Annotated in this window: 16 protein-coding genes and 1 other RNA gene; 2 read left to right on the top strand and 15 right to left on the bottom strand. The window is 72.2% G+C overall.

What is annotated here, in order from left to right; all coding sequences use genetic code 11:
* The first annotated feature begins 2 nt into the window (after positions 1–2).
* Positions 3–293, top strand: a complete 291-nt coding sequence (locus ABZ342_RS24330) for a hypothetical protein (RefSeq protein WP_360477012.1) — start codon at positions 3–5, stop codon at positions 291–293.
* On the opposite strand, the gene ABZ342_RS24325 is transcribed toward ABZ342_RS24330, so the two are convergent.
* Both ABZ342_RS24325 and ABZ342_RS24320 read right to left on the bottom strand, forming a co-directional pair.
* Positions 268–1,038 (bottom strand): helical backbone metal receptor, encoded by a 771-nt coding sequence (locus ABZ342_RS24325; protein WP_360477009.1) that lies wholly within the window; start codon positions 1,036–1,038, stop codon positions 268–270. The two genes, ABZ342_RS24330 and ABZ342_RS24325, sit on opposite strands and share 26 nt — an antisense overlap.
* A complete protein-coding gene (locus ABZ342_RS24320; protein WP_360477006.1) occupies positions 1,035–2,441 on the bottom strand; it encodes an RNB domain-containing ribonuclease in 1,407 nt (468 codons plus the stop codon). Before ABZ342_RS24320 ends, ABZ342_RS24325 begins: the two co-directional genes overlap by 4 nt.
* Positions 2,442–2,570: 129 nt before the next feature.
* Between ABZ342_RS24320 and ABZ342_RS24315 the strand changes: the two genes are divergently transcribed.
* Positions 2,571–3,515, top strand: a complete 945-nt coding sequence (locus tag ABZ342_RS24315; protein ID WP_360477003.1) for an ATP-binding protein — start codon at positions 2,571–2,573, stop codon at positions 3,513–3,515.
* Here ABZ342_RS24315 and ABZ342_RS24310 read toward each other — a convergent pair.
* The 13 genes from ABZ342_RS24310 to ABZ342_RS24250 all read right to left on the bottom strand — a co-directional run bounded on the left by ABZ342_RS24310 (position 3,512) and on the right by ABZ342_RS24250 (position 19,151).
* Complete coding sequence (locus tag ABZ342_RS24310; protein ID WP_155549982.1) at positions 3,512–3,700, bottom strand: hypothetical protein; 189 nt, start codon at positions 3,698–3,700, stop codon at positions 3,512–3,514. The genes ABZ342_RS24315 and ABZ342_RS24310 overlap by 4 nt on opposite strands.
* Positions 3,701–3,731: 31 nt before the next feature.
* Positions 3,732–6,881 carry a hypothetical protein gene (locus tag ABZ342_RS24305; protein ID WP_360477000.1) on the bottom strand — a complete coding sequence of 1,050 codons (3,150 nt, stop codon included), beginning with the start codon at positions 6,879–6,881 and terminating at the stop codon, positions 3,732–3,734.
* A gap of 96 nt (positions 6,882–6,977) precedes the next feature.
* On the bottom strand, positions 6,978–7,979 hold the full coding sequence (locus tag ABZ342_RS24300; RefSeq protein WP_360476997.1) for a C40 family peptidase: 1,002 nt from the start codon (positions 7,977–7,979) through the stop codon (positions 6,978–6,980).
* 2 nt (positions 7,980–7,981) lie between these two features.
* Positions 7,982–8,584, bottom strand: a complete 603-nt coding sequence (locus ABZ342_RS24295) for a hypothetical protein (protein ID WP_360476994.1) — start codon at positions 8,582–8,584, stop codon at positions 7,982–7,984.
* Positions 8,585–8,587: 3 nt separating this feature from the next.
* The gene (locus tag ABZ342_RS24290) at positions 8,588–10,669 is read right to left on the bottom strand and encodes a magnesium transporter (RefSeq protein ID WP_360476991.1); all 2,082 of its coding nucleotides are present in this window, start codon (positions 10,667–10,669) and stop codon (positions 8,588–8,590) included.
* Entirely contained in the window at positions 10,666–13,668 is a 3,003-nt protein-coding gene (locus ABZ342_RS24285) for an ATP-binding protein (RefSeq protein ID WP_360476988.1), read from the bottom strand. The genes ABZ342_RS24290 and ABZ342_RS24285 overlap by 4 nt, the downstream gene beginning before the upstream one ends.
* 3 nt (positions 13,669–13,671) lie before the next feature.
* Positions 13,672–14,151 (bottom strand): hypothetical protein, encoded by a 480-nt coding sequence (locus ABZ342_RS24280; RefSeq protein WP_155549294.1) that lies wholly within the window; start codon positions 14,149–14,151, stop codon positions 13,672–13,674.
* A 9-nt stretch (positions 14,152–14,160) separates the two neighbouring features.
* Entirely contained in the window at positions 14,161–14,427 is a 267-nt protein-coding gene (locus tag ABZ342_RS24275; RefSeq protein WP_004562703.1) for a hypothetical protein, read from the bottom strand.
* Between the two features lie 453 nt (positions 14,428–14,880).
* Positions 14,881–15,738, bottom strand: a complete 858-nt coding sequence (locus ABZ342_RS24270) for a hypothetical protein (protein ID WP_360476985.1) — start codon at positions 15,736–15,738, stop codon at positions 14,881–14,883.
* A gap of 116 nt (positions 15,739–15,854) precedes the next feature.
* An RNA gene (gene rnpB, locus ABZ342_RS24265) (RNase P RNA component class A) lies at positions 15,855–16,259 on the bottom strand.
* Positions 16,260–16,423: 164 nt separating this feature from the next.
* Positions 16,424–17,671 (bottom strand): FAD/NAD(P)-binding oxidoreductase, encoded by a 1,248-nt coding sequence (locus ABZ342_RS24260; protein WP_360476982.1) that lies wholly within the window; start codon positions 17,669–17,671, stop codon positions 16,424–16,426.
* Positions 17,668–18,474 (bottom strand): ferredoxin, encoded by an 807-nt coding sequence (locus ABZ342_RS24255; RefSeq protein ID WP_360476979.1) that lies wholly within the window; start codon positions 18,472–18,474, stop codon positions 17,668–17,670. Before ABZ342_RS24255 ends, ABZ342_RS24260 begins: the two co-directional genes overlap by 4 nt.
* Positions 18,475–18,482: 8 nt before the next feature.
* The gene (locus ABZ342_RS24250) at positions 18,483–19,151 is read right to left on the bottom strand and encodes a DUF4142 domain-containing protein (RefSeq protein ID WP_360476976.1); all 669 of its coding nucleotides are present in this window, start codon (positions 19,149–19,151) and stop codon (positions 18,483–18,485) included.
* Positions 19,152–19,379: the final 228 nt, after the last annotated feature.

Here is a 19,379-nt window from a genome sequence, read left to right as displayed (position 1 = left end):
GCATGACGCTGGCACGCAAGGGTTCACGGCTCATCACGGTCGAGGGCACGGACTACCGCTGGACGGTCCGCGCCAAGCCGACCTACTCGCAGGGGCTCGGCGCGACGATGACCTTCGCGGTCGAACTCGCCGAGCGGCCGGGCGCCACCCTGGTGGTCGACACCGGACGGCCGCGGCCGGACAACTGGCTGCACCTGGCGACCGAGCCGGTCCGGCCGGCCGAAGTCACCGAAGCCGTCCGCGCCGCACTCGCCCGGGGCTTCGACTTCACAGCGACGCCAGCGTCTCCGTAAGCGCGGCGTGCGCCTCGACGAGTGAAGGTCCGTACCACGTGAGATGGCGGCCGGAGACCAGGACGTACCGCGCGTCCAGGAAGTGGTCCGGGCCGTCGTCCTCCGTGAACACGTACGGCTCGTCCGGCAGGACCAGCAGGTCCGCATCCGCCGTGAAGTGCGCGCGCAGCTCGTCGACGTCCGGCCGCGGGTACCGCTCCGCCGACCCCGCGTAGACGTTCGCCACCCCGACCCGGCGCAGGACGTCGCCGCCGAAGGTGTCGCGGCCCAGGACGATCCACGGCTTGCGCCACACCGGGACCACCGCGTGGAACCGCACCGGCCGGACCTCGCGCCAGACCTCCTCCGCCGCCACCAGCCATTCGGGTTCGGCGAGGTCGTACGCCTGGGTCAGGATCCGCCGGAGCGACCCCAAAGCGGCCGGGACCGTGGCCGACGCCGTCATCACCCACACCGGGATCCCGTTGGCGCGCAAGCGTTCCACGTCCTCCGGGCGGTTCTCCTCGGAGTTGGCCAGCACGAGATCCGGCGCCAGGTCCAGCACGGCGTCGATCTTCGGGTACTTCGAGCCGCCCACCCGCGGGACGTCCAGGTCGGCCGGGTGCGTGCAGTAGTCGGTCGCCCCGGCGAGCCGGCCGGGCGCGCTGACCTCGACCGCTTCGGTCAGCGACGGCACCAGGGACACCACGCGGGAAGCCGGGCCGGTCAGCGGCACCGGCTCCCCGAGATCGTCGACGAGGTTCATGCGCGTTCGAACGACACCTTCCGCTTCTCGACGTCGACCGCGGTCAGCCGGACGTCGATCCGCTCCCCCGCGGTCAGCTTCTCCCCCGCGCACTTCGCCATCACCGTCGGGTCCTCGACCAGGATCTCCGCCTTGTTCTCGTCCGCGCGCAGCACCACCGCGCTGAACTCGCCGCCGATGTGCTCGGCCAGCACCCACGCCTCGACCTGGTCGATGCATGCCCGCTCGACCTTCGCGGCGAGCGTGTCCGACGCCGTCATGCGCTCCGGGACGTCCGCGAGCGCCGCCCGCACCCACTCCGGCACCTCGCGCCCGGCCGAGACGGCCAGGCAGATCTCCGTCGCGAACCGGTCGACCAGCCGCCGGATCGGCGCCGTGACGTGCGCGTACGCGCCGCCGATGCCCGCGTGCGTCGTCAACGACGGCAGTTCGCCGTCGAACGCCGTGTACCCCGCGCCGCGCAACAGGCGCGTCGTGTCGGCGTAGAGCGCCATCGACGCCGGCTGCCCGGGGTCCAACCGGGACAGGAACTCCGAGACCGTCGTCTTCGGCGCCCAGGCGATGCCCAGCGCTTCGGCCGAGCGCCGCAGCCAGTCGACGGCTTCGGGCTCCGGGTCGGGCAACGTGCGCAGGACGCCGACCCGCGCGTCGATCATGATCCGCGCCGCGGCCATCCCGGTGAGCAGCGAGATCTCGGCGTTCCAGGCGTCGACGGCGGTGCGCGGCCGGCGCGCCAGCACCCAGCCGCCGTCCGGGTCGCCGCTGATCTCCTGCTCCGGCAGCTGCAGCTCGACGGCGCCGCGCCGGACGGCCAGCTCGCGCCGTCGCCGTCCCAGCTCGGGCAACGCGGCCACGGACGGGTGCGGGTTTCCGGCTTCCAGGGCGGCTTGCACTGTCTCGTAGTCGAACTGCTCGGTGGACCGGACCAGTGCGCGCCGGACGCGGGTCGCCGTCGGTTCGCCCGATTCGTCGGTCTCGATGGTCCAGAGCACCGCGGGCCGGATCTCGCCGGGCAGCAGGCTCGCCGCGCCTTCGGAGAGCACCGGCGGGTGCAGCGGGACGTTCCCGTCGGGCAGGTAGAGCGTCTGCCCGCGCGAGCGCGACTCGCGGTCGAGCGCGCCGCCGGGCGGGACGAACGCGGCGAGGTCGGCGATCGCGTAGTGCACGCGGAAGCCGTGCGCGGTCCGTTCGACGACCATCGCCTGGTCGAGGTCCTTCGAGCCCGGTGGGTCGATGGTGACGAACGGCAGGTCCGTCGCGTCCTCGCGCGGGCCGGCGCTCGCCAGTGGGTCGAGCACCGCGGCTTCCGCCTCGGCCAGCACCTCGGGCCCGAACGACTCCGGCAGCGAAAACTCGGCACGCAGGGGCCCGAAGTCCCCGCCCGCCGAGTGTGTCCTGATCACGAGGGGAGGCACCCCCCAACCCTAACCCTCGAAGGGCCCGATGATCGCCCGATCGGGCGCGGGCCGGTCGGGTGTACGTTGACTTCGCAATAATGAAAACCGTCTTCATTTCCAGAAGGGGCTCCGATCGTGAAGATCGCGTTCGTCGGCAAGGGCGGCAGCGGGAAGACCACGCTGTCATCGCTGTTCGTCGCGTACCTCGCCGACGCCGGGCTGCCGGTGCTGGCCATCGACGCCGACATCAACCAGCACCTCGCCGTGGCACTCGGCGCGCCCGAGGAGGAAGCGCTCGCCTGGCCGACGCTTGGCGACAACATGGCCCTGATCAAGGACTACCTGCGCGGCGACAACCCGCGGATCGCCGACGCGGCGTCGATGATCAAGACGACGCCGCCGGGGCGGGGGTCGCGCCTGGTCCGGCCGTTCGAGGACAACCCGGTGTTCTCGGCGTGTTTCCGGCAGCTGGGCGGCGTGCGGCTCGGCGTCACCGGGCAGTTCGACGAGGACGACCTGGGCGTCAAGTGCTACCACTCGAAGGTGGGGGCCGCGGAACTGCTGCTGAACCACATGGTCGACGTCGAAGGCGAGTACGTGGTCATGGACATGACCGCGGGGGCGGACGCGTTCGCGTCGGGGCTGTTCACGCGGTTCGACGTGACGTTCCTGGTGTGCGAGCCGACGGTCCGCAGCGTGGGCGTCTACCGGCAGTACGCGGACTACGCGCGCGACTTCGGCGTGCGGCTCGTGGTGGTGGGCAACAAGGTGACCGACGCCGAGGACGTCGAGTTCCTGCAGGAGCAGGTCGGCGACGCGCTGCTGGGGTGGATGTCGGCATCCCGCCACGTCCGCGCGGCGGAGCGCGGCACGGCCCGGCCGATCGCCGAGCTGGAGCCACGAAACCTGTCGACCCTCCGCACGATGCAGACGACGGTCGACGCGGAGCAGCGCGACTGGGCGCGCTACCAGCGTCAGGCCGTCGAGTTCCACCTGCGCAACGCGGCCGCGTGGGCGGGCGACAGCCTGGCCGCGCAGGTGGACCCGGAGTTCGTGCTGGGCCCGGGGTTGTCGGTCTAGTCGTCGGCCTCCTCGGCATCGGCCCGCCGGGTCCGTTCCCGCGCGATGTCGAGGGCCCGCCGGGCGGTGGCTTCGTCGGGGTACGGGCCGAGGAGGTCGATGCTGCGGCTGCGCTCGAGGTGCTCGACCTGGTGGGTGCGGGTGTTGTAGTACCACCCCTGGTCCGGGTTCGGATCTTTGGACATGGTCCTAGGTTCGCACCACCGGGCCGGGTTGTCAGCGCTTGTACCGGTAGGGGATCTCGGTCGGCGTCCCGGTGGGACCGAAGTCCTGGTTTTCCTCCGGCTCGGCGGGCTGGTCACTGAACTCGTCGAACCAGCCGCGCGGGGTACCGCGAGGCGGAGTGGGCGGTTCCTGCCGCGAGGGCTGCGGGAGGGCGGTGTCACGCCCGGGAAAAACGGGCGGCGCCGAGTTCGGGGGAACGGGGGGCATCGTCCCGGGCCCGGGGAAGACGGGCCGCGCCGGGGCGGCGTGGCGGGCCGGGAAGGGCTGGGGGGTCGACTCCGGGCCGGGGAAGACGGGCTTGGAGCGGGTAGGTGGGGCGGGGTTGGCGGGCGGTGCCCAGGGCGGGGTGGCTGTCGCCGGGGGGTTGGGGTGCTGGGGGCTGGTGGGGTGCGGCTGGGGTGCGGGCGGTTGGTGCTGAGTAGGCGCCTGCGGTGACTGCTGCGCGGCGGGCAGTTGCTGCTGGGCCGGTGACTGCGGCGCAGCCGCCGGCTGCGCGCTCGACGGTTGCTGTGCGGCCGGTGGTTGCTGTGCGGCCGGTTGTCGCTGCGGCTCCCGGGCTGCGGGCGGTTGTTGCGGAAGTGGTGAAAGCGGCGCGGCGGACGGCGGCTGCTGGACCGACGGCCGCGGCTGCTCGGCCGGCGGCTGCTGAACTGACTGCTGTACCGCAGACGCTTGCTGTTGAGTCGCCTGCGGTGCCACAGGCGACTGGTGAGCGGGCTGCTGCACCGCAGTCGTTTGCTGCTGATTCGGTTCTTGCGAACCAGCAGGTCGCTGCACAGCAGACACCTGCTCCGGAGCCGGCGCCTGCGGCTCCTGCTGCTGCGCTGCAGCCGGTTGCGCGGCCGACGCCTGCGGCGACTGCTGCTGCACTGCAGCCGGTTGCTGCTCTACCGCGGGCGATTGCTGCTGGTCGGGCGACGGAGCGGCAGGTTGCTGCTGGCTCGGTGGCTGCGGACCGTCACCGGGCTGCGGCGAGGTCGGCGATTGCCGGCCGGAAGGCTGCTCGGCCGTTGCCTGCGGCTGCTCGGCAGACTCCTGACCGGTCGCCGCGGGACTGGCGGGTTCCTGCCCAGCGGAAGATCGCTGCTGCGCGGCAGGCGAGTGTTGGGCCGACGCCTGCGGCTGCTTCAGTTCCTGCGAATCAACAGGCTGCTGTACCGCGAACGGCTGTTGCTGCTGCGGATCCGCCGACTGTTGCGCGGCAGGCGACTGGTTCGGCAGTCGTGAATCAGCAGGTTGCTGCTGGTCCAGCGGCTGCGAACCGGCAGTGGGCTGCTGCGAGGCCGGCGATTGAGGGCCGGAAGCCAACTGCTGAGCCGCTGCCTGCGGCTGCCCGGCAAGCTGCGGTTCGCCGGACACCGGCGAACCGGCGGCCGTGTGTTGCTGAGCTGCGGTCTGCGGGACCTGCGACTGCTGCCCGGCTGGCGTCGGCTCCGCCGCCGGCGCTTGCGGCGTAGCCCACGGCTGTTGCTGGCTCGGCGACTGCGGCACGGCAGGCGGCTGCGCAGCGATCACAGGCGACTCCGGCGCGGCAGCCTGCTGATCCGCCGCCGATTCCGGCTCGGGCGCAACGAACGGCTGCTGCCCCTCAGCCGGTGACTCCGGCGCAGCAACCCGCTGATCCGCCGCCGCCGATTCCGACTCCTGTGCAAGGAACGGCTGCCGCCCCTCGGCAGGCGGCTCTTGCGCTGAAGGCGGCTGATGCATCTCCGATGCAACCGGTGCGCCCAGTTGCGGCTGCGGCTCACCAGCCGACTGCGGTTCCGCCGGGGGTTCCGCTGGTTGCTCCGGCGCTTGCGCGGCTGGGACCGCTGCCTCAGCCCCGGACTCCGCGCCATCCCGCGGCTCAGGCTCAGCAACATCCCGCGGCTCAGGCCCAGCGCCGTCCTGCAGCCCTGACCCAGCACCCTCCCGCGACTCGGGCACAGCACTACCCTGCGGCCCTGACTCGGGGCTCTCCCGCAGCTCGGGCCCAGCGCCGTCCCGCGACTCAAGCCCGGCATCGTCCCGCAGCTCAGGCCCAGCACCGTCCCGCGACTCGCTCGCAGCGCTGCCCTGCAGCTCGGGCCCAGCACCAACCTGCCGCTCAGGCTCAGCGGAACCCTGCAACTCAGGCTCTGCCGATGAAGACTCAGCTTCGGGCCGAACGACATCCCGTCGCTCGTCTTCGGCAGACACGGATTCAGCCGCCTCCCCCGGCCTCACCTCCACCGCCGCCTCAGGCTGGGTGGTCTCACCCCGCTCCGGCGCGGACTCGACCGGCTCCGACGGCTCAGCCCGCGACACAGACTCGGCCTGCGACACCTCAGCAGCGGCCGTCTCCGACGGCAGCGGCGTCGCTTCCGGCTCGGCCGGCTGCCAGCCAGTCTCCACCGGCTGACCGACGTCGATCGACGGCTCCCCCGGCGCAAGCGTCTCCTCGACAGAAGGCGCAGGAACAGCAGGTGAAACGCCGGCCTCCGGAGCCGCATGGCGGGGCGCTCGCTCCTCCGCCGGCCGGCGCCCCCGGTCCGGCGCACCGGGCTCCTGGCTCCAACCCGCCCCTGACGCCGACTGCCCCCACCCGGGTGGCTGAGCCGGCTGCTGCACCGTCCGCCACACCGGGGCCGGCCCGATGTTCATCGGTGCCGGGGCCTGATCCGGGCGGGCTCCCGGAGGCGGGGGCGTCGGACGGGCCGCCGGCCGCGGGATCGGGTCCAGCGACGACACCAAGACCGACGTGTTCTCCGGGTCCTCGACCTTCCGGCCGCTGCGCTCGCGGTAGACCATCTCGCCGTCGGCGTCCATCTCCACCAGGTAGCCCGCCTCCGCGAGCTGCTCCTCGTCGAGGTCCGCCAGCCTCTCGTAGCGCGATGGCACGACGCGGTAGATCGGCCAGGCCAGCGACGCGTGCTCGGCGTGGAACTGGGCCAGCAGCGCCGCCATCTGCTGCTGCCACGGCAGCGACATCCCCTCCGCCAGCGACCTGGGCAGCACCACGTACCCCGCGTCGACGCCCGGGTAGCCCTGGCTCAGCTGGTCGGACAGGGGCGTGCTGGACGCGGGGCGCGCCGACTGCCGGGGCGGCTGGGGCGCGCCGAACAGCCCCGCCGGGTCCTGGCCGGCCCCGGCTTTGCCTCGCTTGCCGAACTTGCGTCCCACGTGCTCATCCTCTGCCAGTACGCGGCCACCTGCTCGTGGAAGCGCCGCGACGTCGGGTGAATCGGCCGATTCGTGTCAAGGCCCTCGAGACCCATGCTAAACGCCGGGGCGGACGGCCTGCGGCACCACTTCGGCCTCGTCGAACGAGAACGGCCTCGTGTGCACCGGGACGCCGGTCTGCTGCGCCTCGACGACCTTGCCGTCGCCCAGGTACATCATCACGTGGTGGATCGTGTCCGGGTTCGAGGGATCCGTGGCGAGGAACAGCAGGTCACCGGGCTGCGCCTCGCGCACCGGCAGCAGCGCGCCCGCGTGGTACTGGTCGCGCGAAACCCGCGGCAGGATGATCCCGGCCGACTCGTACGCGCGCAGCATCAGGCCCGAACAGTCGTACGAGTTCGGGCCCGTGGCGCCCCACACATACGGCTTACCCTGCTCGCCGAGAGCGAAACTGATCGCCTTCCCGGCGGCCTCGCTCGGCGGCAGCAGCTGACCCAGCCCGGTACCGCAGGCGACGACGTCGACGACCTGGCCGACGTTCTCCACCAGCGTCGCCGCCATCGGCTCCCACTTGTGGTAGCGGTCCGGGAACCCCGAGCGCTCGACCTTCTGCGCCGCGTCGCCCGGGCGCATGTTCTCCCAGTCCGGGACCGCGAGCAGCACGTCGTAGAACTTGTTGACCGCGTACGTCGGGTTGGTGACCTCGGCGATCGAGCCCCAGCCCATCGACGGGCGCATCTGGAAGATGCCCTGGGAGTCGCGGTCACCGTAGGTGAGGTTGTGCAGCCCGGACTCGGTCATCCCGGCCTGGATCGCGACCTGCCACCCGCGCGGCGCCAGGGACCGCTGCTTGCCGATCGTGATGATCAGCGCGACGATCCCCTTCTGCTCGTCGTCGAGCTTGGACGCGTCGACCGTGCCGCGCTCGCCCTCGCCGGGCTGGGTCGGCCCGACCGAGGCGTCGCAGCTCATCAGCGACACGCCCCGGGCCTGCGCCTGCTGGTTGTCGACGACGACCTTGGCGGCGACGGCGGTGACGATCAGGGCACCGATCGCGACGAACACGATCAGCCCCAGCCACAACCCCAGCCGCCGCACGCTCAGCTCGCCTGGTCGTAGTCGGCGACGCGCCAGCCCGCGTTGGTGTTGACGACCGTGATGGCGAGCTTGGGCCCGTCGGTCGGGATCGTCAGCTGCACCGAGCTGGTGTAGGACGTCCCGACGACCGGCTCACCGGTGACCTTCGTCGCCGGGATGTTCGCCGGGTCGACCGACGACATCACCGGCAGGTACTCCTCGGTGGTGAAGGGTTTCAGCTTGGCGAGCCACTGGTCCGAGGTGATCCCGGCCGGGTGGTCGACCCAGGCCGCGGCCCACTCCTTGGCGACGCGGACGGCGTCCCCGTTCGGCGCCGCCGTGGTCGGGGTGGCCAGCGGCGCGGACAGCCGCGTCGGCAGGTTCGCCGTCGGCACCGGCGCCGCGACCCCGGGCGGCGGGGTCGCCGTCACCGACGTCGTGGTGCCGGTGGTGGGCGAGGCCTTGGCCTGCGGCTTGCCGACCACCTTCGGCAGCACGATGCCGAGCGCGGTGACCAGGATGGCCAGGAAGACCAGCGTCCCCATCAGGTGGCGGGGCGAGCGCAGCGGCCAGCCCCACAGGCGGCGGTAGACCGCGGCGCGGCCGCGGTTGGTGCGGATCGGCATCGGTCACCGCCCCATGGCTTGGTCGGTGTCCCGCTCTTCGCGGACCTCGATGCCGCGGGACGGCCGGTACAGCACGAAGACCGGCTTGCCCGCGACGACTTCGGGGTCGACGCGGCGGGGCTGGGTCCGCACGCCCGGCGTCCGCGGCACGTCCTGCGGCGTGTAGTCGCTGAAGCCGGACTCGGGGGTGCGCAGGTCGGACGGCACGACGACGGGCTCGGGCTCGTCGTTCCAGCGGCGGTCGGCCACCGGGGAGGTGTCGACGCGCCGGCTCTCCTCGCGGCGGAGCGTGGGACGACCACCGGCGCCGACGACGACGTAGTCGCCGGGGTCGCCGTTGGCCGGGTTGTACTGGCCGTAGACCGGGGAGCCGGGGCGTCCACCGGCGGGCAGCGCGCCCGCCGCACCGCCGCCGATCGCCCCCGGCCAGGCCCCGGACCAGGCGGCGGCCGGGCGGCCGGCGCCCGAGGTGTGGTCGAGCCGCTGGGAGTTGGCGAAGATCGTGGCCTCCGGCCGGAAGCGGCCACCACCGGCGGTGGCGCCGAGCGGACCGCGCTGCTCGCCGTCGACGACGTCGTCGGTGTCGCGCACGTTCTGCCAGAACTCGTCCTGCGGCGTCGGGCCGCTGCGGTTGCGCTTGAAGCGGGAGAAGATCCCGCCCCCGGGCGACGGCACGGCGGCGCCGACCATGCTGACCGACATCTCGACCATCTGCCACAGGCGCCGGACGGGCCGCCCGACCATGAACAGCAGCACGGTGATGAGCCCGGCGAGGACCATCTGCGTGAGCATGTTCAGCGAGTTCCCGGCGTCGAAGATGGCCTGCAGCAGCAGCGCGTGCACCCCGGCGAGCACCGAGAGCACCACGAGGTTGAACGCGACCCCGCCGGCGACCTTGAGCACGCGGCGCAGGATCTCGGGGTGCAGCAGGGCGACGAGCCCGATCAGCGGCGCGGTGAGCGCGAAGAGGCGGATCAGGACCTGGGCGAGGAGTACGGACGCCTTCGCGAGCAGCTGGAAGAGCGAGTAGACGAGGGCCTGGCCGAGGGAGAGGAAGCCGGCGCCGGTGCGGCCGCCCGCTTCGCCGGTGAAGTAGCCGGTGGCGGGGCCGAGCTTGGTGGAGATGTCCTTGTAGGCGTTCTTCTTGCCGTCGATGACACCTTGGTTGGCGTCGTCGCCGTTGCGCAGCTGCCCCCACGTGAACGCCTGCGCGTCCAGGAGCGGGCGGCCGAACTGGTCGGCCTGCGGCGCCGTCGGGGTGCCGAACTCGCCGCGCAGCCAGTTCTTGTAGACGATCTCGTTGTGCAGGTTCGTCGGCAGGATGTGCCGGATGACGCGGTCGTTCGAGTCGTCGACGAACCCGGCTTGGATGTTCGTCGTGGTCTGGACGATCGCTTTGTCGATCGGGTCGAAGTAGCGCAGCATCGCCAGCGACGACGCCGCCAGCCAGATCCCGGCCATCGCGTAGAGCGCGCGTTTGCTGACCGCGGCCAGGTCGCCGCGCCAGATGTTGCGGAACATCATGATCGACAAGATCAGCGCGACCAGCCCGAACAGCTGGGCGTAGATGTTGTTGTAGACCTTCTCCGCGCCGGACTTCACCGCGCTGTACAGCGGGTTGAGGAGCCCGCCCTCGAGCACGGTGTAGTGCAGCGAGTTCGTCGCGCCGACGATGTTCTTGCCCAGGTTGAACAGCTGGTTGCCGCCCCAGGTGTCCAAAGTGGACCCGGCCGGGGTGAGGTTCAGCGAGGTGCAGTTCGTCTCGAAGGTGTTCCAGACGAACCCGGCGTAGCTGTAGTCGACGTACGGGCTGCCGGCCTCGCCGTGGCCCTCGGCGGGGTCGATCGCGCCCACCATGCCCGCGCCGGGGCGTTCGGGGTTCGGTGCCTCACCGCAGGCCGCCGCGCTCGCCGCCGGGGCGGTCGCGATCGCCTGCAGCCCGAGCACGAGCATGACGGCGAACATCGTCGCCCGGCGGGACGGCGTGCGCCGCCCGGGCCGCGGGCCTTCCTTGATCCGCCGCTTGAGCGAGTGCCACCCGGCGGCCAACGTCAGCAGGACCGCCAGCGTCAGCACGGTGTTCATGCGGCGTCCCGGCCGGTGCCGCCCTTTCCACCCGTGCGGGCGTGCTGCTGCCCGCCATTGCCGTTCGGGGAAACACCGCCGTTCGGCGAGACACTGCCGTTCGGGGAAACGCCGCCCTCGACCTCGCCGGTTTCGGAGGCCAACGGATCGGGCGCGCCCAGGAGGTTCTCGTCGGCCAGGCCGACCTCCAGCTCCGCCGCCAGCTCGAAGTCCTGCTCCAGCTCGATGTCGTCCTCCGGTGGGGACGCCACGAACGGCCTCTTCTCCTCCGATGGGAGCGCCAGCTCGTTGCCCGGGCGGCGCGGGGGTGATGCCGCGTCCTTCGAGCCCGGGGTCGTGTCCATGACCGCGCGGAGGTGGTCCAGGTGCGGCCCGGAGAAGTCGACGCGGATGCGCTCGACCCCGCCCGCGCCGTCGCCGAAGATGAACTGGCGGGGCTCGACGTCGCGCTCCAGACCGCGCTGCTGTGACCCCGGACGACGGCCCAGGGCCGCCACCACCTGCTCGTACCCGACCCCGACCGGGACCTTCAGCAGCCGCAACGCGTCCGCCTGGGCGTCGTCGTCGTCCAACCGACCCACGAACACCGAGTCCAGCAGGGTCACGAAACCCTGGATCTTCAGGAAGTCCGCCGGGATCTGGGACGACAGCAGGACACGGACGTTCCACTTGCGCGAGTCACGCGCGAAGCGGTTCATCAGCACCCGGCCGGTCGGGACCTCGGACAGGAAGAACGCCTCGTCGATCCAGACGCCCTTGCGCATCTCCTTCGGCTTCTCGTACACCGACCGCTGGGTCAGCCACGCCGCCAGGTTCAGCATCTCGACGCCCAGGGACTCCGCGTCCGTCCAGTACTCGCGCGGGACGCCGTCCTTGGGCAGGGTCAGCCCGGCCATCGTCAGGACCGTCAGGCGGTCGTCGCGGGTCTCCGCGTACGGGTCCGCGTCCGTCTCCGGGATGAGCAGCGCCATCCGCTCGCGCATCTCGTCGAGGAAGTCCGCGACGACACCCGCGTGCTCGTGGTGTTCCGAAGAATCCCGCCGGAGCGCATCGATTACCTGGCCCGGATCCGCGTCGAAGCGGCCGCCGACCGTGCGGACCGCGCGCAGCAGCACGATCCGGGTCTGGGCCATCCGCGAGACCTCGTACGGCAGGACACCGGTCAGGACGTCGAGCACGAGACGTCGTCGCGTCGCACCCGCGAGGGCCTTCTCGCGGCGCCAGGAACGCTCCGGGTCTTCCTCGTCCATGAAGTGCTCGATCAGCGGCTCGGCGACCACCCGGTACGGGTTCAGGATGCCGGGCTGGGCGTTGAGCAGGTTGATCGGCCGCGCGTACGGGCGCAGCTCCGGCAGGTCGCACAGCCGCGACAGCGGGCCGGACGGGTCGAGAATCGTCCAGTTCGCGCCGGCGCGCAGCGTCTTGTAGACGATGCCGCCGCCGAGGAACGACTTACCACCACCCAGGCCGGCGACCATCGCGGTCAGGCCGGAGCCGTCGCGGATCTCCTGGGCCATCCACGGGTCCCAGGCCACCGGGCGCCGCGTGGCGGTGCACGTCTCGCCGAGCAGGATGCCGCGGCGGTCGCCGACCTCCGCGGTCGCCGTCGGGACCGCCGAGGACGCCCAGACCACCGACCCGCGGCGCATGTACGCCGCCGAGGCCAGCGGCTCGCCCGGGATGAACTCCCGGGCCATCGCGTACTGGGCCTCGGGGTGCTCGATGGCGATCTTCGGCTTGTAGAGGTCGAGCAGCTGCTGGGCCAGGCGCAGCGCGTCGCGCTCGGTCGGGCCGGACACCGCCAGCCGCCACCACGACCGCACGCGGGTGGCGAGCGCGGTGAAGCCCGACGTCATTTCGTCGTCGATCTCCAGCACGCGACCGGCCTGGCGCGACAGCGACTGCGGCGGCTCCAGCTCGTGCTCGTCGGTGTAGTGCTTGACCTGCGAGCGCACCTTGTTCATCTGGCGCTGCAGCTCGCTGGCGACCTCCTCGGGCCGCCGGACGTAGATCCGCGCCGACACCTCGACGGCGGCGGGCAGCCGGTCGGCGTGCTGGATCCACGGGTCGTCGACCTCGGGGATCTGCAGGCCGTGCATCTGCCCGACGGTGAGCACGGCCAAGTGCCGCGACACCCCGGCGTTGGAGCCGGTGCGGCCGCGGACGGTGACCGTCGGCGCGTACGGGTCGGCGTAGTAGTCGGCGGCGTCGGTGAAGCTGGCCAGGTCCTCGGGCTCCCAGGCCGCGCCCGGCACGGCGGGCATGTTCCGCGGCGCGGGCAGGCCGAGTGAGCACGAGCGGTGCATCAGCCAGGACATCTCCTCGGCGTGCACCGGACGGCCTTCCAGCCCGGCGCTGCCGATGACCTGGTCGAGGTGCTCGACCTCGGAGTCGAGCGCGCTCAGCTCGGCGTCGACGGCCTCGGGCAGGATCTTGCGAAGCACGGGCGCGGCGCGTTCGACCGCGCGGTCGACCATGCGCCGGGTCTGCACCTGGACGCCGATGTAGACCTCTTTTTCGGCCATCGAGCGGCCCATGAGCTGCTGCTGCTCGCCGATCAGGTAGTCGTCGAACGACAGCGCGCCGGGGACGTCGCTGGGGCGGCCGTGTGCGTTGTAGACGTGCGCCTCGGCCCACATCCGGATCGGGTACGGCCGGTTCGTCACGCGCAGGTGCAGCCAGCGGCCCTGCAGCTCGGCGTACTGGCCGGCGATGGCCGCGACGAGGTCGCGCCGCTGCGAGTCCGAGCGGAACGACCAGCGCTGCGGCGCCAGCCGGTACCACGCGTAGACCTCGTAGCCCGTGCGGACCAGGTGCCCGTCGATGCTGCGCACCGCGATCGAGGGGGTGTACGCGGGGATCGCCTGCTCGCCGGTCAGGCGACGGCCGTTGCCGCCTCCCGAGCCGTTCCGCGCCGCGCGGACCTGCTCGGGCGGCTGCCACGCGCCCGAGTGCGCGTCCCGACCCCGTTTTCCTCGGCTACCGCCGCGACCGAACAACGACTACCTCCCGGCCCGAGCCGCGTTGCCGCGGCTCCGGCGCGCTCGTGGTGTTCCCTGGACCCCGGCACCCGGCGGCCCGCCGTGGTGCTGGTACTGCCGCTTCCGGCGATGCTTCGGCAGCGGGCGCTCGGCCCGTACCCGGACGCGGCTGGCGCTGACCGCGCCGCCCGTGCCCGTGGTCACCTCGCGGGGGGTGTTGAGCTCGCGCCCGGCCATCGAGACCACGGTGCCCAGGGGCCGCTCGTGGCTGATCTTGGCCGTCAGCAGCCGGGTGATCGCGATCGTGGCGATGAACGCCCACGCCGTCGAGAAGAACCCGAAGCTCCACCCCGCCCAGCGTTCGACGCCGAGGACGACGAAGAACGCCGGGATGCCGATGAGCCACGCGACGTAGCGGGCTCTCCAGGGAAAAGTCGCTTTCGGCGGGCCGAGCCACACGGCGTCGACCCGGTAGACCTCGTCATCAGTCCTGATCCGCACGCCGCCGCCTCAGCCGGTGAACAGGCCGGCGATCCACTGGCCCACGTTCACGCCCGCGCCACTGACCGCGAGACCGATGATGGCGAGCGCGATGACCACGCCGGCGAGCCGCCGCATGACACCGGCGTTGTCGCCCTTTCCGCCACCCAGCCAGAGAAGCAGGAGGGCGACGGCCAGCAGCACCAGGGGGATGACGTTGTCGAGCAGCCACTGGCGCACGTTTCCCGTGCCCAGCTCGCCGGCGGCCAGCGTGTCGAGGGTGGTCAAGGTCATCATCGCGTTACTCCCGGTGCGCGGTGGGGCCCGCGCGGCTCTGGCTCAGGCGGTGCTTCGAACAACATCATGGCGGCTACGAGGGGTAGTGGTCAAAGCGCGCTGCGTAGACGACGGCTGGGTTGTCAACCGGTGTGGCGCGCACGGCGCACGAAAACTCCACGCCCACCATCATCGCGGCAAGGGCCCTCGGGTTAAAGCCCGGGCACCCATACTTCTCAGTGTGCTGACGAACTCACCCCATTGCTCGGGATTTGCTCACTGTGGGTACTTGCACCGAGGCCGTTGTGCGGCCTGGGACAGTGTGACATGACCCGAACGGCCCCGTCGCGCGAGTCCGCTCCGTTACCGTGGTTCGGCCGGTGGGCACCCATGTCGATCTTGACGGCTCGCGCTGTCCGTCACACGGCGCTCAAAACCTCACACGCTTTTCACTACATAGCGTGATCTTGGGCTTCACGCGCGGCGCTGGGCGAAAACGCCCTTCGGGAACGCACCGGCCGCGACCACGCGGCGGGTGAGGTCCCGGCCGAGCTCCTCCAGCCGGGCCAGCTTCTCGGCTCCGAGGTGGTCCCACGGGCCCCTCGCGGCGGCTTCGGTGGCCGCCTCGACGCGGTCACGCACCGCGACGCCTTCGTCGGTGAGCGCGCCGTCGCCGTCGAGGATCCCGCGGTCGCGCAGGCGCTGCTCGGCGGCGGTCCACTGCTCGTCGCTCCAGCCCCGCGTCAGCTTGGCCGCGTCGACGGTGAACCCGGCGCCGGTGGCCACGTGGGTGACGAGGGCTTCCACGCCGCTCAGGCCGTTGAGGAGGAGGGCGGCGATGTGGCCGTCGCCGCGGTGCTCGCGCAGCAGGGTGATGGCGTGCCAGAGCGCGAGGTGCGGCGGCTCGGGCCAGTCCAGGCCGGCGTGCGCGGCGTAGAGGGGGCGTCCTTCGGTCGTGCAGCCGGCGGTGGCCTCGCGGGCGAGGTCGGCGGCCTCGACGACCTCGTCGCTCTTCAGCTCGCCTTCGCCGAGGAGCCGGGTGAGGGCCCCGTCGACGCCGTCGAGCCGCGCTTCGAGGACCTGCTCCGGCGTCGCGAGGGTCCAGGCGCGCGGGATCACGCGGGCGACGACCTCGGGGTTGAAGTTGTAGAAGGTGGCGGCGACGACCTCGGGCCCGACCGGTCCCATCGCGGCCGAGCGGCCGGCGAAGTAGGGCATCCGCCCCGGCCGCAGCCCGATGCCGGTGAGCGCCTGGTCCACTTCGGGCGCGAAGTACGCCAGAGCGTGAAGGGAATCGAAGGCCGACTTGAACCGCTTCTCGTCACCCGCCATAGCGGCACCCTACTACCGGGTAACCACCCGCGGAACCTTCGGCCGTGACCGGTCGTGAGTGAGAAACAGGGTTGGAACACGGTTTCTCACTCACGACGGCCGCGGCAGAAGAGAGGCGGACGAGCCGGCATGTAAGCCGGATCCTGTTCCCGGGTCGCCTCGCGGCTCGCCGGGCGGCGGCCATCCATCTCGGCCTGCCGTCGCCGGCAGGCTCCAGCGGCCTACCCGCAGGCTCGGACGGGCCGTCCTCGAACGCCTGCGCAGGAGCTCGCGCTCCCTCTTGGCCTTGCTCCGGGTGGGGTTTACCCAGCCGCCCCGGTCACCCGGGACGCTGGTGGTCTCTTACACCACCGTTTCACCCTTACCCCGGCCCTCGTGAAGCACGCGGGCCGTGGCGGTCTGTTTTCTGTGGCACTTTCCCGCGGGTCACCCCGGGTTGCCGTTAGCAACCACCCTGCCCTGTGGAGTCCGGACTTTCCTCGGACCGGGTCGCCCCGGCCCGCGACCGCCCTGCCAGCTCGTCCGCGGCACAAATGGTAGCCCAGCGCCCGAGCCATGCTCGCGGGGACGAGCACCCGGCCATCGCGGGGCCGCGTGGCAGGCCGGATTCCCGCACCCGCTCGCCGCCGCCCCGTGGCACCCGCCGCACCACGGCCGCGGAACCGAGCAGCCGGGGGCCCGGGACTCAGTAGCCGGCCGCGGCGCGGCTGTGGTGACGGGGCCGCTCGGGTTCCGGGGGCCGCTGCGGCGGGACGATCGACGGCGCCGAGCGGCGGGCCAGCTCGGCCGTCCAGTGCAGCACCGCGGCGGGGCTGTCGAGGCCGATGAGCCCGACCAGCTCGCCGCCCGAGACGAAGCCGGTGATCGGGCGGGTTCCGGCCACCGGCGACTCCAGCAGCACCGTGTCCGTCCCGAGCATGGGCCGCCCGGCGACCTGGATCCGGACGCCGTGCTGCTCGGACCAGTAGCGCGGCACCGGCGTGTACGCCGGCGAACCCGACGGCCCGGCGAGCAGGTTCTCGGCCGCCGCGCGGCTCATCTCCACGGCGTTGAGCCAGTGCTCGTCCCGCCGCGGCGTCGCGTCGTAGCGGACGTTGGGCCAGCGGGCGACGTCGCCGGCCGCGACGATCGTGTCCGAGCCGACGACGTGGCAGGTGGGCCCGCAGACGACGCCGTCGTCGAGCGGCAGCTTCGCGCCGCGCAGCCAGGACACCGCGGGCACGCTCCCGACGGCGACCACGACGCAGCCGACGTCGATGGCGCGGCCGTCGGCGAACTCCAGGCCGACCGACGTCGTCCCCGGGTGCCACCGGCGGATGGTGGTCCCGAGCTCCAGCCGGACGCCGCGGGCGGCGTGCAACGCCGTGAGCCAGTCGCCGATCTCCGGGCCGAGGACGTCGGCCAGCAATGCCCGCGACCGGCCGATGAGGACGACGTCGCGGTCCATCTCCCGCAGGCTCGAAGCGACTTCGCAGCCGATGAAGCCGTCCCCGATGACGGCGACCGGGCCGGAGCTGGTGGCGAGGGCGCGCTGGAGGGCCGTGGTGTCGGACAGGGTCCGGACGACGACGACCCGCGGGTGGCCGTGCGGCGCGCCGGGCATCCGGCGGGGTTCGACGCCGGTGGCGATGATCAGGCCGTCGTAGCGGAGCTCCTCGCCGTCGAGGTGGACGACCTGCCGGTTCGGCGACAGCGCGGTGACCGGCGTGTCGAAGTACCACTCGGCGTCGACCTCGAGCGGGTCGGCGAGCAGGGTCTGGGCCCGGCTGACCGCGCCGGTCAGCAGGCTCTTGGACAGCGCCGGGCGGTGGTAGGCGATGTCCGGCTCGGCGCCGAAGACGACGACCTCGCCCTCGAACCCGAGCTCGCGCAGCCGTTCGGCGGCCCGCAGGCCGGCGAGACCGGCTCCGGCGATGACGATGCGTTCGCTCACGAGGTGGCTCCCAACAGGTGGATGGCTCGCATGGGACAGGCGCGCGCGGCCGCGCGGACGTTCGGCGTTTCCCGGGCTCCCGGCCGTTTCTCGTACTCCAGCTGCCCGTCGTGGCCGAGCTGGAAGACCCCCGGCGCCTCGGACTGGCAGACGCCGTAGGCGTGGCAGCGGTGGCTGTCGACGTCGATGCGCAGCGACGCGAGCTCGGGTTCTTCGGGCGCGGGCTCGATCAGCCCGGCCCGGACGAGGGCCGACGTGGGCAGCACCCGCAGCGCGGACAGCACCACCGGCGGCACGAGCAGCGTGATCCCGGCGAGCCAGACGACCGAAAGGTGCCCGCTCGAGATCGCGCCGAGCCAGGCGTGCACGGCCAGCAGCCCGATGGCGAGGTAGCCGAGCTGGTGGAAGCGCAGCCAGCGGCCTTCGCGCTTGCCGCGCCGCAGGCCCGCGGTGATCGACACGGCGATGACGAGCTCGAGGCCCGCGATGCCGAGCGCGTGCCGGGGCGTGCCGTCGTAGAACGGGAGCAGCAGGTCGGCGACGCCGAACGGGTCGTCCTCGAGGAAGAGGAACGTCAGCCCGTGCAGGGTGCCGGTGGCGAGGGTGAACACGGCGAGCAGGACGTGCCCGGCGCGCAGCGCGTCCTGGCCGCTGAACCGGCGGACCCAGCCGGTGGCGGCCAGCACGCCCCAGCACAGGGTGAGGCACATGCAGAGGTAGGTGAGGCGGCCGGACAGCGCGGCGGCCTGGGCGATCCCGGTGTCGTGCGGCGACACCGGGAACAGCGCGGCGGACGGGGACATGGACGGGCTTACCTCCGGGTGCGCGGCTGGGTCCTGCCGGGGGTTCCGAGCAGGCGGAGCAGGCCGAACGTGGCGACGGCGGCGAACGCCACGAAAGCGGCCCCGAGGGCGAGGTCTCCGCCACCGAGGGTGTCGTCCTCAGTGGCGGAGACGAGCAAAGAAGTGGTCTCGGCGAGCCCGGTGCTTTCGAGGAGCGTCAGGTGCCCGAGCGAGGTGTCGACGGCGGTCTGGGCGAACGCGCGGACGTCGTCGTCGCGGGTGCCGGCGCGGACGTCGGAGGCGAGCCCGAAGAGGGAGCCGTACTCGGCGCGCAGGCGGTTGACGTAGGCGCGGTCGAACGCGTCGCCGGAGTCGCCGGACAGCTCGCCGGCCCAGCGGCGTTCCTGCTCGGTCGGCACGGCGGGGAGCGTGATGGCGAGCCGGTCGGCGACCGCGCGCAGGGCGACGTCGAGGCGGGCCTGGTCGTCGGCGATGCGGACGGCGACCGCGCGCACGCGCCGGTTGGTGGCGCGCTCGGCGGCGAGCCTGCTCGCCGGCGTGGCCCACAGCGTGTGCTGCTTCAGGCGCGCCAGCAAGGTGCGGTCGGTCTGCTGCAGCTCACCGGCGGACGCGGGCAGGGCGCAGCCGAGCACGAGCGCGGTCGTGGCGGCGAACAAGGCCACGAATCGGAACGGCATCCCCGTTGTCCCTTCGTGAAGAACGTCTCACCGGGGGTTACGGAAGAACGGCGTTCACCGGTTCTCTTCGTCACCTTTTAGTGACTGTGATGTACATCACAAGACACAATTTGAACCCCCTCTGCGACGCACCTGGCCTAATGGGGCACGGAAACTAATGCATATGGCCTATTAAGTGCTTTTGCGCTACGCTCCGATGGCCCCACGGTCCGCCAGTCAGGTGAGGTT

Source organism: Amycolatopsis sp. NPDC005961 (assembly GCF_040629235.1).
Taxonomy (GTDB): domain Bacteria; phylum Actinomycetota; class Actinomycetes; order Mycobacteriales; family Pseudonocardiaceae; genus Amycolatopsis; species Amycolatopsis camponoti.
The sequence above is the reverse complement of the archived record's forward strand: the minus strand, read 5'-3'. Positions and strand labels throughout refer to the sequence as shown.